Here is a 15,910-nt window from a genome sequence, read left to right as displayed (position 1 = left end):
GCGCCCGCTCCGGTCCAGGCGGCCGTGCCGCCGACTCCGCCGCCTCCGGCGGCGCCAGCCCCACCCGCAACGGCGGCCTCGCCGGTGCCGCCACCCGCCCAGTCATCGACCGTTGCCGCTCCTGTGGTCACCCCGCCTGCACCCGTCCAGCCGCCCCCACGGCCAGCTCAGGCGCCAGCGACCGTCGCGACGGCGGCGCCGCCGCCCGCTGCCACGCGCGACCCGAATTCCCCGGTCGGCATCTGGTTGACCGAGGAGAAGGAGGGCAAGATCCGCATCGAGCCCTGCGGCACCAATCTCTGCGGCTACGCGATCGACGCCAAGACGAACCAGAACGGCGAGCAGATCCTGATCAACATGCGGCCGAGCGAGAAGACCCAGGAGAAGAAGTGGAGTGGCCGCATCTTCGATCCGAACAGCGGCAGCACCTACGACTCGACCATCGCGCTGAAGGGACCGGACAGCCTGCGCGTTCAGGGCTGCGCCTTCGGTGGCATGTTCTGCGGCGGCCAGACCTGGACGCGGGTGAACTGAGCGCGGCCGTCGCGTCCACAAGACAACAGCGCGCGGCCTTGCGACCGCGCGCCCGACATTTCATCAGTTGGCGATCAGCCGACCGGCGTGGCGTATTCCTCGTCGGTGACGTGCTCCATCCAGGTCACGTGCTCGCCGTTGAGCGATTCATGCATCGCGACGTGGACCATGCCGGTGGTCGGCGCGGCGCCATGCCAGTGCTTCTCGCCCGGCGGAATCCACACGACGTCGCCGGCCTTGATCTCGCGCACCGGTCCGCCCTTGGCCTGCACGCGGCCCACGCCCTGGATCACGTAGAGCGTCTGGCCGAGCGGATGGGTGTGCCAGGCCGTGCGGGCGCCGGGTTCGAACGCGACGCGTGCCGAGGCGACGCGGGCCGGAGCCTGCGGCGTGATGATCGGGTCCTGCCAGACCGTGCCCGTAAAGCTTTCCGCCGCTGCGCGGCGCGTCGGGCGCGAGCCCGCGAGATAAACATCCACCATTGTTCTGCCTTTCCTGAAGCTGTGCCGTCGATCGATCGGCGCCGCGAACTACTTCTTCGACGCGGCGTAGCGCGCCTTGGTCTCGGCGTTCATCGGGTACAGACCCGGCAGCACCGCGCCCTTGTTCACCTCGTCGACGATCCAGGCCTCCATGCGCTCCTGCTCGGGACCTTCGGCGAGCACGTGGTCGAGCATCGCCTGCGGGATCAGCACCGCGCCGTCCTGGTCGGCGACGACGACATCGTTCGGGAACACCGCTACGCCGCCGCAGCCGATCGCCTCGCCCCAGCCGACGAAGGTCAGGCCCGCGACCGACGGCGGCGCGGCATAGCCATCGCACCAAACCGGAAGGCCGGTGCCCATCACACCCTCGAGGTCACGCACCACGCCGTCGGTGATCAGCGCGGTGACGCCGCGCTTGACCATGCGGGCGCAGAGAATGTCGCCGAAGATGCCGGCGTCCTTGACGCCCATCGCGTCGACCACGGCGATGCAGCCCTCCGGCATCGCCTCGATGGCCGTCCGCGTCGAGATCGGCGACGACCAGGATTCCGGCGTCGCCAGATCCTCGCGCGCCGGCACGAAGCGCAAGGTGAAGGCCGGGCCGACCAGCCGCTTCTGTCCCGGACGCAGCGGCCTGGCGCCGCGCATCCACACATTGCGCAACCCCTTCTTCAGCAGGACCGTGGTGATGGTCGCGGTGGTGACTTGCGAGAGGGTGGCGATGGCTTCGGGGGTGAGGGACATTGTGAGACTGGCGCTCCAAAGGGCTGGCGGAAAAGACGGCGCATCTTGCGAGCGAGCGTCGCGGCGTCAAGGGCATGCTCCGTGCGCGCAGCGCATGCGGGGTTGCAGCGGCCCGATAAAGTCTCCTTATCGCAAGACATCCGATTAATTTATTGAATTTTCGAGACTTTTTCCTTTGACCCAATTCCACTCGCGACCAAAAGCAGCTAATCAGGACGCAGCACCCGAACCGATCTTGCGACTCATGGCCGACCCTTTTCCACGTCCCCGCCTGCTGCCCAGCGGCGACAGCGCCGTCACCGTCGAGTTCAGCCGGACCATCGACGAGACCGCCAACCGCCGCGTGCTGGCGCTCGATCATGCGCTGGCTGCGGCCGGACTTGCCGGCATCACGGAGACGGTTCCGACCTATCGCTCGCTGCTGGTGCACTATGATCCCGGCGTGATCGACCACGAAACATTGTGCGCCCGGCTGCTGGCGCTGTCGGCCGGTTCGCTGGCGCCGGAGACCGACATCAGGCGCTGGCGGGTGCCGGTCTGCTATGGCGGCGAGAACGGCATCGACCTCGAGGACGTCGCCAAGGCGCTCGGCCTGACGCCCGACGAGGTCGTCGCGCGCCATGTCGCGGGCACCTACCGCGTGGCGATGATCGGCTTCACGCCCGGCTGGTCCTATCTGTCGGGCCTCGATCCCTCACTGCAGATGTCACGCCGGCAGAACCCGCGGCTGGCGACGCCGGCCGGCATCATCGCGATCGGCGGCATCCAGACCGGCATCCAGTGCCTGGCCGGCCCGTGCGGCTGGCATCTGCTCGGCCGCACCGCCATGCGAACGTTCCAACTGCATCGCGAGCCGACCTTCCTGCTCGAGCCGGGAGACGAGGTCAGCTTCATTGCGGTGGATGAAAAGACCTTTGCCGAGCAGGAGCGCGCGGCCGAAGCCGGCGAGCTCATCGCGGAGCGGATCGCGGCATGAGCACGCTGGTCGTTTCCCAGATCGGCCCGGCAAGCTCAGTGCAGGATGGCGGCCGGTTCGGCGCGCAGCGCTACGGGCTGACGCCGTCCGGGGCGATGGACAAGCTGGCGCTGGCGGCAGCAAACAGCCTCGTCGGCAATGAACTGATGGCCGCCGCGATCGAAATCGGTCCATTCGGTGCGACGTTCGTCGCCAAGGGCGGCGCCGTGCGCGTGGCGCTGTCCGGCGCGCCGCGGCCGGCTGATGTGGCCAAGCGTCCCGTCGAGATGAATACGTCGGTCACGCTGAGCGATGGCGAAAAGCTGACGCTCGGCTTTGCCCGTGGCGGTTCGTTCAGCTATCTCGCCATCGAAGGCGGCATCGCCGGTGAGCCGATGTTCGACAGTTTGTCGGTCAATGCGCGTGCGGGACTGGGCAGCCCCTACCCGCGCCCGCTGCAGTCGGGCGATGTGTTCGAGACGGCGCCTGCGAGTGAGACCCCGGAGATGCGGATCGAGCTCCCGAGGACAAGCGGCGCGATCCGGGTCGTCATGGGGCCGCAGGACGACGAGTTCAGCGACGAGATGAAGGCGCTGTTCCTGGGCAGCGACTGGACGGTCTCGGCGACCAGCGACCGCATGGGCTATCGCCTCGAAGGTCCGGTGATCCGTCATTTGCACGGCCACAACATCGTTTCCGACGGCACCGTGGAGGGCAGCATCCAGGTGCCCGGCAACGGCTCGCCGATCGTGCTGATGTCCGACCGCGGGACCAGCGGCGGCTATCCGAAGATCGCGACCGTCATCACTGCCGATTACGGCCGTCTGGCGCAGACGCCGGCCGGCACGCCGTTCCGCTTCCAGGCGGTGAGCATGGCCGAGGCCCAGGCCGAACTGCGGCGCTACAGGGATCTGCTGCGCAGCCTGCCGGATCGCGTCCGTGAGCTGACGAGCAGCGAGTTCGACGTCGACGCGCTGTTCACGGCCAACGTGGCCGGCCATGCCGTCAGCGCAACCGACGTCACCACCTGGCCCGGAGTGACGCCCGATTAACCTGATCGCCGCTAACGCTGCTTCCGACCCCTCAACGCGCGGAGCCCTGACATGACCAGCACCGTCGACCTGAACTGCGACCTCGGAGAAAGCTTTGGCCCCTGGGAGATGGGCAACGACGCCGCCATGATCGAACTGGCGACGTCGGTGAACGTGGCCTGCGGCTTCCACGCCGGCGATGCCGACATCATGCGCCGGACGGTCGAGATGGCGAAGGCCAGGGGCGTCAGTGTCGGCGCCCATCCCGGCTATCGCGATCTGCACGGCTTCGGCCGGCGTCCGGTGCCCGGTCTGAAATCATCGGAGATCGAGAACCTCGTCGCCTATCAGATCGGCGCGCTGCAGGCGATCGCGACCGCCGCCGGCCACAAGGTCACGCATGTGAAGGCGCATGGCGCATTGTCCAACGTCGCCTGCGAGGACGACATGACGGCGAACGCGATCGCGAAGGCGATCAAGGCCGTCGATCCGAGCCTGATCTTCGTCGTGCTGGCCAATTCGAAGCTGGTGACCGCGGGCGAGAAGGCGAACCTGTCGATGGCGCACGAGGTGTTCGCCGATCGCGCCTATGACGACAACGGCCTGCTGGTCTCGCGCAGCAAGCCCGGCGCCGTGCTGCACGATCCCAAGGAGATTGCGGACCGCGTCGTGCGCATGGTCCAGGACGGCGCTGTCGTCTCGGTGACGGGCAAGGCGATGAAGATGCGGACCGACACCGTCTGCATTCACGGCGACACCGCCGGTGCCGTAGAGATCGCCCGCGAGGTGCGCAAGGCACTCGACGCGGCCGGGATCACGGTGGCGCCGTTCAAGACGGCGCCCTGAGCGGAGGGAGTGCTGATCAGAACGGATGGGTGAAGGGCATGCCCAGCGTGATCGCGGCGATCAGGGCCACCGCCCCGTAGAAGGCGACCAGCGCCGCCGTCGTGCTCCGCTCGCGCATCGCGCGGGCCTGGGGCATCTGGCGCAGGGGCGTGGTGATGGTCTGCATGGCCGGTCTCCTGAAGTTCCGACTCCGAGAGAAAGGCGTTCTCGCAGGTCGGCGCAAGGCAACCGGGCAAATAACGACAAGCCCCCCGTTTTGGGTCCCCAGGGAACCAAAACATTCTCGACCGGAGTTCCGGCCGAGAATTTTATCCGCCGGGTTCCACCGGGTTCCCAGCCGTTAATAAACGTCGAGCTGGAACCGGCCCTTCTTCTTGAGCTCCGCCACGAAGCTGACGGCCTCGTCGGTGGAGCGGGCGCCGAACTGGGCGACGATGTCGACCAGCGCGCGCTCCACATCCCTGGCCATGCGCTTGGCGTCGCCGCAGATGTAGAGATGCGCACCGCCGGCGAGCCAGGTCCACACCTCGCGACCGACCTCGCGCATGCGGTCCTGGACGTAGAACTTCTTGTCGCCGTCGCGCGACCACGCCAGCGACAGCCGCGTGAGGAGACCCGCAGTCTTCATCGCGTTGAGCTCGTCGGCATAGAAGAAGTCGCAGTCGCTGCGCTGGTGGCCGAAGAACAGCCAGTTCTTGCCCGGCGCGCCCGTCGCCTTGCGGTCGAGCAGGAAGGCACGGAACGGTGCGATGCCGGTGCCCGGGCCGACCATGATGATCGGTGTCTTCGGATCGGCCGGCAGCGCGAAGCCATGCGCCTTCTGGACGTAGACGCGGAGCTTGTCGCCGGGATTGATGCGCTCGGCGAGGAACGTCGAGGCCAGCCCGAGACGCTTGCGCTTGCCGATGACGTAGCGGACGCAGTCGACGGTCAGCGACAATTTTCCGGGCGTCGCATTGTGCGACGAGGAGATCGAATACAGCCTCGGCTGCAGCGGCTCCAGCGCCTCGACGAAGGCCTCCGGATGCGGCCGCACGCCGGAGAACTTCTGCAGCACGGCCATGACGTCGAGCGTCGCCGCATCGCCATCGGGATCCTCGCCCTGCGCCAGCCGCCGCGCCTTCTCGCGGGTGGCGCCGCCGGTGATGAAGGAGATCAGCTCGAACAGCGAATCCGGCGCGGGCGACAGCGAGACGTCCTCGAGCAGGCACTGCCGCAGCGGCTTGCTGTGCACCTCGGTCATGTGCGAGGCGCCGAGCAGCGCGATGATCTGGTCGACGAGGCCGAGATCGTTCTTGGCGAAGATGCCGAAGGAATCGCCGACGACGTAATCGAGCCCGGCCTCGGCGAGATCGAACTCGATGTGCCAGGTCTCCTTCTCCGAGCCCGGCTTGTTGAGCAGCCGCCGCGACAGGAAGGTCGCCTCGACCGGATTGTCGCGCGAGCGGCCGGGCGCGCTGACGACGACGGAAACGGCGGCAGGTGTCGCGGTCACGGCAGCCGGCTTGGCGGCCGGCGCCTTGTCGATCTCCTCATAGAGCGCCTTCAGCATCCGCGCGGTTTCCTTGCCGCCGGGGACGCACAGGTTCAGGCGCGCTTCGCTGCGATCGGCGATCGCATCCGAATAGTCGCTGCAATTGTAGCCGCATTGGCCGCAGTCCTGCTGCGCCATCGCAGCCATCATGCGCCGGCGCAGCGGGCGACCTTCGGCGAGCTTCATGCGCTCGGCAATCGGCATGGTCTGATCGTGCCAAGGCGCCTCGCCATCGTCTCCGTCGCCGGCGGATGCGAGCACCGCGCCGTTCTGTGCCGGAGCCAGCGGCGTGGAGCCATCGAGGCCGAGCGCGCCGGCGAGGAAGCCGTTGAGCCAGGAGCGCTGCGCCTCGGAGAACGGCGCGGACGCGGGAATGATCTCGATCTTCGGCATGGGCGTGATCTGGTTCATGCTGACACCTCGGATGAGGTCTGGGCTTCGGCAAGCTTACGGAGAGCGTCGCCGTCATGGCGGCGGGCGAAAGAGAGGAACGTCTCGTCAGGAGAATCGCGATGGGCGAGATAGGCCTTGAGCAGCTTCTCTACGGTGCGCGGCGCGTCCTCAGCCTTGAGGTCGCGATAGACCTCACGGCCGATATCGGCCTGCGGGCCGAAGCCGCCGCCGGCGAACAGATGATAGCCTTCGACGGTCTCGTCGGTATCGCCGACCGGCACCTTGGCCGCGATCATGCCGATGTCGCTGATGTAGTGCTGGGCGCAGGAGTGATGGCAGCCGGTGAGATGAATGTTCAGCGGCGTGTCGACGGCCACCCTGCTCTCGCACCAGTCGCCGATCTCGGCCGCGTGCTTCTTGGTGTTGGCGGCGGCGAACTTGCAGCCGGCATTGCCGGTGCAGGCGATCAGCCCGGCGCGGATGGGCGAGGCTGTCGTCGAGAGTCCGATCTGTGCGAGCGCGGCGCAGGCCAGGGCGACGTTCTCGTCGCGCACGCCGGGGATCAGCAGGTTCTGCCAGACGGTCAGCCGGATCTCGCCGTCGCCGAGATCGGTCGCGATCTTGGCGAGCCCGCGCATCTGATCGGTCGTCAGCTTGCCGAGCGGCAGCACCACGCCGATCCAGTTCAGCCCCTGCTGCTTCTGAGGGTGCACGCCGATATGCGCCATGCGGTTCGCCTCGGGCCGTGGCCTGAGCGCCTCGTCCGGCACGCGTGCGAGCGTGCGGCCGAGCCTCGCCTCGACGGCCTCCATGAACTTGTCGTGGCCCATGCCGTCGAGCACGTATTTCAGTCGCGCCTTCAGCCGATTGGTGCGGTCGCCGGTCTCGATGAACAGCCGCACGATGGCATCGGCGACCTCCGTCGCCTTCTCCGGCTCGACGATGATGCCGGTCGGCTTGGCGAAGTCCTTGTGACCGGTGATGCCGCCGAGACCGAGCCTGAACCACACGCCCGGCGCGACGCCAAAGCCGTCCTTCACCTCGACCGCGGAGAATGCGATGTCGTTGGTGTCTTCCAGCGCAGCGATGCGCCCGGCGCCGTCGAACGCGACGTTGAACTTGCGCGGCAGGCCGTACAGCGAGCGGTCGTTGAGGATGTGGAAGTGCCACTCGCGCGCATAGGGCCGCGTATCCAGCAGCTCCTGCGGATCGATGCCGGCGGTCGGCGTGCCCGTGACGTTGCGGATGTTGTCGGCGCCGGAGCCGCGCGCGGTGAGGCCGAGATCGGACAGACCTTCCAGCAGCATCACCGCGTGCTTGGGCGGGATCTCGCGCAGCTGCAGATTGGCGCGCGTCGTGACGTGGCTGTAGGGACCGCAGAGCCGATCGGCGAGATCGGCGAGCCCCGCAAGCTGCCAGTGCTTCATGACGCCGTTGGGAATGCGCAGCCGGCACATGTAGGAGTCCTGCGCCGGCGCGACGTGGAACAGGCCGTAATAGCGCCAGCGGAAATTGTCGGCGGCGGACGGCGCGGCATTGCTGCGGGCCTGTTCCTTCAGCCGCTCATAGGCGTCGAACGGATGCAGCTCGCGCTTGACCTTCTCCTGGTCGGCGAGCTTGCGCCCGGACGCAAGGACCTTGTCCTGCGCCTTGATGTGAATGGCGTCCGGCCCGGTCGGCTCGGCGGGGCCGGCGCTCGCGGGGCCACGGCCGGCAACCGTCACCCTGAGGCCAGCGGCCAGCCCCTCCAGGTAGCGCTTCTGCTCGTCGTTGAAGTCGACAGACAACGGCTCGATTTTCATGATGGCGGACGAAGCTCCAGCGGCCATGGCGGTTGGCGTTCGGGGATGGAATGAGGATCACGTCGCCCGAACCGCCGGCATTGGCATCGTTCAGGAGTGCGATCCGACCAGCTTCGTTGCTGCGGAAATCCGACACGGATTGCAGCCAGCGGCATCTGCGGCGGCTGACTGCACTGCAATATTCAAGTTGCGTGCCAGCCGCGACGGGCAGGAAATATGAGGAATTTCAGGAGCCTGCACGAATCATTGAACCCGCGATGACGGCCTCAAGCCCTCAAACGCGAGCACTCCGCCCAAATTTTGATCGGCGAAGCGCTGTGCCTGCTTTCTGTTCGGACGAGAGATCAGGCCGTCCAGCGGCCGATCTTGAAGGCCTTCAGGTGGCCCAGGACATCGTCCGCCGCGAATGGCGGGCCGGCGAAAGCGCCGATGGCGCCATCCTGAACCTGCCCCTGGGTGCCGAGCGCGGCATCGTAGATATCCGGCCGGAACACGCCGGTCGCCGTGCTCAAGGCTTCGCTGCTGAGCGGCGTCTGGCCCCAGCGGACCATCTGCGCGTACAGCCAGGCTGCCTGGATCTTCTCCGGACGGGCCGCCCCTTCGCGGCCGACCAGCAGGTAGCGTGGGCTGTCGCGGAAGGTGCCGTCCGGCGAGATCTTCAGCCGGCCGTCAAGGGTGCGCTTGAGAACCTCCGCGCCGACGCCGATGCGCTCGGGCTGAGCCAGGATTCGCGCGGCATCGTCGTGGTTCTGCTCGATGAAATCGGCGGCGCGAGCGCAGGCGCGAACCAGCGCGGACAGCGCGTCGGGGTTCTTGTCCGCCCAGCTCTGCCTGACCGCCAGGACCTTTTCAGCCGCCCGCACCAGGACGTCCGACACGAAATGGAGGATATGGCCGATGCCGAGATCGACGGCGATCGAATTCCACGGCGCGCCCACGCAGAACGCATCGACATGGCCGTTGGCGATGCTGTCCACCATGTAGGGTGGCGGCAGCACGACGAGCCGCACGTCCTCGTCGGGATCGACGCCGCCGGCGGCCATCCAGAAACGGAGCTGGTAGTTGTGGGTCGAGAACGGAAACGTCATGCCGAAGGTTAGTGGCTCGGCGCCGGCCTTGCGCCGGGCGGCCACAACGCGGGACAGCGCCAGCGCGGTCGCCATCGGATCGAAGCGGTCGCCGTCGAGATGCGCCATGAGCTCGGCATGCAGCGCCGGCGTGACCGTGATCGCGTTGCCGTTCACGCCGAGACTGAACGGCGCGACGATCGGAACCTTCACGTGGCCGATGCCGAGGCTTGAGGCAATCGCAACCGGCGCCAGCAGATGCGCGGCATCGAACAGCCCGATGTTGAGCTTGTCACGGACGTTCGACCAGGAGACCTCGCGCACGAGCGTGACGTCGAGCCCCTCCGCGGCCGTGAAACCCTTGTCGACGGCGACGATCAGCGCCGCGGCATCGACCAGCGGAATGAAGCCAATGCGAAGCGGGCCGGTCATTTCAGCATCTCCGAGGCGGTCAGGATCGACTGCGCGATCTCACCGATCTTCTTCTTCTCGCGCATCGCCGTGGAGCGCAGCAGCACATAGGCCTCCTCCTCGGTGAAGCCCTTCATCTTCATCAGAATGCCCTTGGCGCGGTCGATCACCTTGCGATCCTCGAGCGCCGACTTGGTGCGCTCCAGCTCGTCCTGCAGCTTCGAGAAGGCATTGAAGCGGGAGATGCAGAGGTCGAGGATCGGCTTGATCCGCTCCTTCTTGAGGCCGTCGACGATATAGGCCGACACGCCCGCCTCCACCGAGGCCTGGATCGAGGCGGCGTCGCTCTGGTCGACGAACATGGCGATCGGCCGGCGGACCGCCCTGCTCACCTGGAACATCTGCTCGAGCACGTCGCGGCTCGGGTTCTCCAGGTCGATCACGATGACATCGGGATCCAGGGCGTAGATCCGCGCCAGCAGGCCCTGCATTTCGCTGACATGCACCACACCGGTAAAGCCCGCCTCACGCAGGCCCTCCTCCAGGATGGCGGCGCGGATCGGGCTCTCGTCGACGATCACGATTTTAGGCGACTGCTCGGCGCTCATCGTTCACCAGTTGTCCGGGCCGAATCCATAGCACGGACACGACCGGCTTAAAGCATTGTCTTTCTGAGCAATTCGGACTAGCCGACGCTGATCCCATCAGGCGGTTCCAAGATGCGGCAGAGTTCCCGTCCAGACCGGCTTGGTTCACCTCGCGTTTGCTGTTGAGATGACGAATCCATGCTTTCGGCCTGCGGGGCTCTCCAAAGAGAGACGCCTGAAGGCGGCTTTGATCAAGGCTCGTACCTCTACGGAATCGCAGCGCCAGCGATCATCTTGTCGAGAAGTGGCAGGGCCGCCAGCACTGCCGCTTCGTTGAGGCCGGAAATAGCGAGCTGCACGACGTAGGAATTGCCGTCCTTGTCGAGATCGGCGTAATGCGCAATGACTTCGATCGGCTGGTCCTTCAGAGACGGATTGTCGTAGCGATTGATGATCACCTTCGGGTTGACCGACGGAAGCGCAGTGATGTTGGCCTCCTTGCCGGATGTCCTCGCCCAATCCCGATCGCTGGCTGCGACCCATTCGACCAATCCGGTGCGATCCTTGTTGTAGCTTCCCCTGGCATAGATGATGGCCTCGGCTTTGCCGAATTTCTTGCCGTTGGGCACGAACATCGAGGCGCCGTATCTGAGACTCGCGGCCTCGTTCATTTCCCACCCGTCAGGCGTCTTCACGCGTGGCCTGAATTCCGCGCACATGCGTTGTTGCCCATCGCAGACATGGATGATCTTGTCGACTTCAGCCCGCGTCGGAAACATCGCGCCGTAGGAAACGGTGAGGCACGCCAAGCCGAAAATGAACCGGCGCATCGCTGTTGAGCTCCTTGAAATCCAGCGAAAACAGAATAGCAACCGACACGCGCATGTTCGAGCCATTCGTCTCGGCTCCCGCAGTCGCTCGATTGGAACGAGCTTCCATCGAGAGCCATCAACAAAGTCCCTATCTCGCTCGTTGCGGGCCGATCCTCTCTCCGGAGGAGACCGTCCTGCTTTAACATCGCACCGTTGACGTTAATTATTGAATTTCTTCATCGGATCAATTAGTTGGATTGCCATATCCGAACAATTCAAACGCAGGTTCCGGGCGAGCACATGGACAGAGCGCCGCGTATTTCTTTTACCAGCCTCGGTTGTCCGAAGGCGCTGGTCGATTCCGAGCGCATCATCACGCGGCTTCGCGCCGAGGGCTACGAGCTCGCCCGCAAGCATGACGGCGCCGACGTCGTCATCGTCAACACCTGCGGCTTCCTCGACAGCGCCAAGCAGGAATCGCTGGCGGCGATCGGCGCGGCGATGGCCGAGAACGGCAAGGTGATCGTCACCGGCTGCATGGGCGCCGAGCCGGAGCAGATCGAGCAGGCCTATCCCGGCGTGCTGTCGATCACCGGTCCGCAGCAGTATGAGAGCGTTCTGGAGGCCGTCCATCGGGCGTCTCCGCCCGTCCATAACCCGCATCTGGATCTGGTTCCGCCGCAGGGCATCAAGCTCACGCCCCGGCATTACGCGTATCTGAAGATTTCCGAAGGCTGCAACAACCGCTGCACGTTTTGCATCATCCCGAAGCTGCGCGGCGATCTGGTCTCGCGGCCCGCCGCGGACGTGCTGCGCGAGGCGGAACGGCTGATCGCAGCCGGCGTCAAGGAACTGCTGGTCATCTCCCAGGACACCTCCGCCTATGGCCTCGACATCAAATATGCCGAGAGCCCGTGGAAGGACCGCAACGTCCGGGCGCGATTCCTCGATCTTGCCCGTGAGCTCGGTGAGCTCGGCGCATGGGTCCGGCTACACTATGTCTACCCCTACCCGCATGTCGACGAGGTCATCGGCCTGATGGCCGAAGGCAAGGTGCTGCCCTATCTCGACATCCCGTTCCAGCACGCCAGCCCCAACGTGCTGAAGGCGATGCGGCGGCCGGCCGCGCAGGACAAGACCCTGGACCGCATCAAGGCCTGGCGCGCCGCATGCCCGGATCTGGCGCTGCGCTCGACTTTCATCGTCGGCTTCCCCGGCGAGACCGACGAGGATTTCGCCTATCTGCTGGACTGGCTGGACGAGGCCGAGATCGATCGCCTCGGCTGCTTCAAATACGAACCGGTGGCCGGCGCGACGTCCAATGCGCTGCCGGGCCAGGTTCCGGACGAGGTCAAGCAGGAGCGCTGGAACGCGCTCATGGCGCGGCAGCAGAAGATTTCCGCACGGCGGCTGAAGCGGAAGGTCGGGACCCGCCAGCAGGTCATCCTCGACGAGGTCGGGCCGACCGTCGCCAAGGGACGCTCCAAGGCGGATGCGCCGGAGATCGACGGCGCCGTCTACGTCTCCAGCCGGCGGCCGCTGCGGGTGGGCGAGATCGTCACGGCCAAGATCGAGCGCGCGGACGAATACGACCTGCACGGGACGGTGGCGGGGTTCTGACCGCCGTCCGGTTTCAAGACGCCGACGAACTCGCTCTGACGTTCCACAGCTTGATGAGCCGCTTCGCCTCCTCGAGCGTGAGCTCGAGATATTTGGCTTTCAGCTTCGTCAGTTCGTCCGGCCTGGTCGCGCCCGACACGAACCGGCTGTCGAGGATCGCGGCCACCGTGGTCCAACTCAGCCCCGCGGCCTTGCACGGCACGAGAATGCCATCGCTGCGCAGGCTCTGCATCAGCGGACGCACCAGCTCGATGCTGCAGGTCGCGAGCTCGGCGATCGCTGCGATGGTCTCCACGTAGCGGCGCTGCCTTGCGAAATCGAGCAGCATGGCCTCGTTGAGCTTGCCGCTCTGCCGCAACTGACCGATCGCCAGCTTGGCGCTGCCGAAATCGCGATGGCGCGACATGCCCCGCTCCGCATCCGCCGTGGCGGATGCAATGGCCCCGCGGATCTCCTCGTAGAGATGCGGCGGCGCAGAGGCGAGCAATCTCGTCTTCACAGCTTCACTTGCGCCCTGCAGCAGCGCGCGGCGCAAGGCCGCCGGCAGATCGGCACGGATGCCGGTGGCAATGGCGAGCTCCGGATCGCCGGCCGCCTGGGCCAGGATGATGGAGAAGCCGGCCGCGGAGATGCGAGCCCCGGGATTCTTCATCAGCTTCCGGCTGACGCTGGGAAAGCGCCGGACCAGCAGCGCATCGGTGACCACCTCCTGCAGCCACCAGCGCCCGGCGATAGCGACGAGGTGCTTCTCACCGCGGGTTTTGGCGATCTCGATCAGATCATCGTTGCTGAGCCGGGGCGACTCCGAGAGCACCGGGCCGGCGACGGCGATGTCGTCATGATGCGCGAGCCGCCGGATGACGGTCACGGGGGTCTGCGGAACGGGAGCGAGCTGGGCGCTGAGCTCCGCAAGCGCGATCCGCGCGCCGACATCGGCCAGAGCCCGCAATTCGATCGTGTTGACCAGACGCTCGAACACGTCGGCGAACAGAGCGTGCTGCTCGACGTCCATGTTGCCGGCCGATGCGATGAAAAGCGATGCCACCCGTTCGGCGACGCCGGAGCAGCGTTCGGCTGAGCCGGTGGCGATCGCCGCCTGCACTTCGTCGGCGATGGAGAGATGGGTATTCGACATCGCTCATCCTGAGCGGGAGGGATTCGATCTGGGCAGCACGGTAAATCCTGCCGCTAAATGTTTGGTAAAATTTGAACTAAACAGTTCCGGGCCGGATCGCGCCGGCGACCCGGGCCCGGCCGTGGCGCGAGGCCGCCGCTTGGCCCCCAACCGTCTTCGCCGGCAGGCGAGCGATCCAGTCGTTTGGCCTTCGGCCTGCCTCTGACTTGGCGAACCCGGCAGCGTGGTCTCTTCCGAGCGAGCCAGAGCCGGTGCACTTGACACCCGTCGCGATTTACCTGTATGGCCGCCGCATGATCTTCAACCGGACCAACCGCCGCGCCGCCGTTTGCCGTCGTCACCGCCGTGACGATGCCGGGGCGCGCCATGTCCGAAGACGTTGCTGATCACTTAAGCTCATCAGCTCCAGGTTTTCGAGAAGGCCGCTCCCGCAAAGGAGCGGCCTTCTCGCTTTTGCGCCCACCTGTCCCCCCCTGAGCATAGGAGACCGACCATGCTGACCGCCTCGCATCCGTACGACGCTCTGATGGAGATCACGGCGCGTCCGCGCACCGTCTTCGTGCAGGGCAAGGGCTCTTGGCTGTGGGACGACAGCGGCAAGCGCTATGTCGACTTCATCCAGGGGTGGGCGGTGAATTCGCTCGGCCATGCGCCGCCGGAACTGGCCAAGGCGCTCGCCGACCAGGCTGCCCGGCTGATCACGCCGAGCCCGGCCTATTTCAACGACACCAGCCTGCAACTGGCGAAAGGGCTCACCGAGCGTTCCTGCTTCGAGCAGGTGTTCTTCACGAATTCGGGTGCGGAGGCCAATGAGGGCGCCATCAAGCTGGCGCGTAAGTACGGCAGCCTTCGCAAGAACGGCGCCTATGAGATCATCACCTTCGAGGGCGGCTTTCATGGCCGGACGCTGGCCACCATGTCGGCCTCCGGCAAGAAGGCGTTCGAGCCCTTGTTCGAGCCGAAGGTGCCTGGATTCCCCAAGGCCCGGCTGAACGACATCGCCTCGGTCGAGGCGCTGATCTCCGACAGCACGGTCGCGATCATGCTGGAGCCGATCCAGGGCGAAGCCGGTGTGTGGCCGGCGACGGACAAGTTCCTGCAGCAGCTGCAGACGCTCACCACCAGGCACGGCCTGCTGCTGATCGTCGACGAGATCCAGACCGGGATGGGCCGGACCGGCAAGCTGTTCGGCTATGAGCATGCCGACGTCCTTCCGGACATCATGACGCTCGGCAAGGGCATCGGCGGCGGCGTCCCGCTCGCCGCCCTGCTCGCGACCAGCGAGGCGTCCTGCTTCGAGCATGGCGATCAGGGCGGCACCTTCAACGGCAACCCGCTGATGTGTGCGGCCGGCCTCGCCATCCTCGACATCGTCGCCAAGCCGGAATTTCTCAAGGCCGTGACCGACAACGGCCTCTATCTCGAAAGCGAGCTGCAGCGTTTGTCGGCGCGGCACGGCCTGGGCGAGGTGCGCGGTCGCGGCCTGCTGCTGGCGCTCGACGTCGTCAGGCCGATCGCGCCCTCGATCGTGGCGCATGCATTCGAACTCGGCCTGCTCTTGAACGCGCCCCGGCCTGATGCGCTGCGCTTCATGCCGGCGCTCAACGTCACGCGCGACGAGATCGCGGCGATGATCGAGACGCTGGACGGGATCCTGACCAAGGCCGGCGCGGCGCGCTGCGTCGCCTGACCAGGTCATGAGCCGAGCGGCGGTCCGGCGTGAGCCGGGCCGCCCCTCGGGACATCGGGCCGGATGGCTTCACGACCACGAGCCGCGCCATCAGCCCCTCTGTCGGTCGGCAGCGTCCCGGCCCCGCTGGTTTTGCGGTCGATTGACCTGGATCAAAGACAACGCCCCCCTGGAACAACGATCTTGGCGGGGCCAAACACCTGCGATCCGATGCATGACGTTGTATCCTATGGGATATAGCGCCGTACGGGATGTGATCAGCTC

15 protein-coding genes are annotated in these 15,910 nt (G+C 66.3%); 6 read left to right on the top strand and 9 right to left on the bottom strand.

The window, feature by feature from the left end:
- The coding region (locus BRAS3809_RS27925) for a DUF2147 domain-containing protein (protein WP_035659095.1) at positions 1-534 on the top strand (534 nt) is incomplete at its 5' end.
- Positions 535-608: 74 nt separating this feature from the next.
- Here BRAS3809_RS27925 and BRAS3809_RS27920 read toward each other — a convergent pair.
- Positions 609-1,016 (bottom strand): (R)-mandelonitrile lyase, encoded by a 408-nt coding sequence (locus BRAS3809_RS27920; protein ID WP_008965351.1) that lies wholly within the window; start codon positions 1,014-1,016, stop codon positions 609-611.
- 48 nt (positions 1,017-1,064) lie between these two features.
- Positions 1,065-1,763, bottom strand: a complete 699-nt coding sequence (locus BRAS3809_RS27915) for a ribonuclease activity regulator RraA (protein WP_008965350.1) — start codon at positions 1,761-1,763, stop codon at positions 1,065-1,067.
- A gap of 244 nt (positions 1,764-2,007) precedes the next feature.
- Between BRAS3809_RS27915 and pxpB the strand changes: the two genes are divergently transcribed.
- The 3 genes from pxpB to BRAS3809_RS27900 are packed head-to-tail and all read left to right on the top strand — an operon-like array spanning position 2,008 to position 4,595.
- On the top strand, positions 2,008-2,739 hold the full coding sequence (gene pxpB, locus BRAS3809_RS27910; protein ID WP_008965349.1) for a 5-oxoprolinase subunit PxpB: 732 nt from the start codon (positions 2,008-2,010) through the stop codon (positions 2,737-2,739).
- A complete protein-coding gene (locus BRAS3809_RS27905; RefSeq protein ID WP_008965348.1) occupies positions 2,736-3,770 on the top strand; it encodes a 5-oxoprolinase subunit C family protein in 1,035 nt (344 codons plus the stop codon). Before pxpB ends, BRAS3809_RS27905 begins: the two co-directional genes overlap by 4 nt.
- A 51-nt stretch (positions 3,771-3,821) precedes the next feature.
- On the top strand, positions 3,822-4,595 hold the full coding sequence (locus tag BRAS3809_RS27900; protein ID WP_008965347.1) for a LamB/YcsF family protein: 774 nt from the start codon (positions 3,822-3,824) through the stop codon (positions 4,593-4,595).
- 16 nt (positions 4,596-4,611) lie between these two features.
- Here the strand turns inward: BRAS3809_RS27900 and BRAS3809_RS36840 are convergent, their stop codons facing one another.
- The 6 genes from BRAS3809_RS36840 to BRAS3809_RS27870 form a co-directional block, all read right to left on the bottom strand.
- Entirely contained in the window at positions 4,612-4,761 is a 150-nt protein-coding gene (locus tag BRAS3809_RS36840) for a hypothetical protein (RefSeq protein WP_008965346.1), read from the bottom strand.
- Positions 4,762-4,935: 174 nt separating this feature from the next.
- The gene (locus BRAS3809_RS27895) at positions 4,936-6,540 is read right to left on the bottom strand and encodes a sulfite reductase subunit alpha (RefSeq protein WP_008965345.1); all 1,605 of its coding nucleotides are present in this window, start codon (positions 6,538-6,540) and stop codon (positions 4,936-4,938) included.
- Positions 6,537-8,324, bottom strand: a complete 1,788-nt coding sequence (locus BRAS3809_RS27890; RefSeq protein ID WP_035659091.1) for a NirA family protein — start codon at positions 8,322-8,324, stop codon at positions 6,537-6,539. The genes BRAS3809_RS27895 and BRAS3809_RS27890 overlap by 4 nt, the downstream gene beginning before the upstream one ends.
- Positions 8,325-8,668: 344 nt before the next feature.
- Positions 8,669-9,823, bottom strand: coding sequence for a CmpA/NrtA family ABC transporter substrate-binding protein (locus BRAS3809_RS27880; RefSeq protein WP_008965343.1), 1,155 nt, complete (start codon positions 9,821-9,823; stop codon positions 8,669-8,671).
- Positions 9,820-10,410 (bottom strand): ANTAR domain-containing response regulator, encoded by a 591-nt coding sequence (locus BRAS3809_RS27875; protein ID WP_008965342.1) that lies wholly within the window; start codon positions 10,408-10,410, stop codon positions 9,820-9,822. The genes BRAS3809_RS27880 and BRAS3809_RS27875 overlap by 4 nt, the downstream gene beginning before the upstream one ends.
- Before the next feature lie 245 nt (positions 10,411-10,655).
- Positions 10,656-11,219: a hypothetical protein gene (locus BRAS3809_RS27870; protein ID WP_008965341.1), complete on the bottom strand. Its 564-nt coding sequence runs from the start codon at positions 11,217-11,219 to the stop codon at positions 10,656-10,658.
- Positions 11,220-11,501: 282 nt separating this feature from the next.
- On the opposite strand from BRAS3809_RS27870, the gene rimO reads away from it, so the two are divergent.
- A complete protein-coding gene (gene rimO, locus BRAS3809_RS27865) occupies positions 11,502-12,821 on the top strand; it encodes a 30S ribosomal protein S12 methylthiotransferase RimO (protein ID WP_008965339.1) in 1,320 nt (439 codons plus the stop codon).
- A 13-nt stretch (positions 12,822-12,834) separates the two neighbouring features.
- On the opposite strand, the gene BRAS3809_RS27860 is transcribed toward rimO, so the two are convergent.
- Positions 12,835-13,956, bottom strand: a complete 1,122-nt coding sequence (locus BRAS3809_RS27860) for a DUF2336 domain-containing protein (protein ID WP_008965338.1) — start codon at positions 13,954-13,956, stop codon at positions 12,835-12,837.
- 493 nt (positions 13,957-14,449) lie between these two features.
- Here BRAS3809_RS27860 and BRAS3809_RS27855 point away from each other — a divergent pair, with 493 nt between their 5' ends.
- A complete protein-coding gene (locus tag BRAS3809_RS27855; protein ID WP_008965337.1) occupies positions 14,450-15,646 on the top strand; it encodes an acetylornithine transaminase in 1,197 nt (398 codons plus the stop codon).
- Positions 15,647-15,910 lie beyond the last annotated feature (264 nt).

Origin of the sequence: Bradyrhizobium sp. STM 3809 (genome assembly GCF_000239795.1) — a bacterium.
Lineage (GTDB): Bacteria > Pseudomonadota > Alphaproteobacteria > Rhizobiales > Xanthobacteraceae > Bradyrhizobium.
Note: the sequence above shows the minus strand (reverse complement) of the source record. Positions and strands in the feature narration are given on the sequence as shown.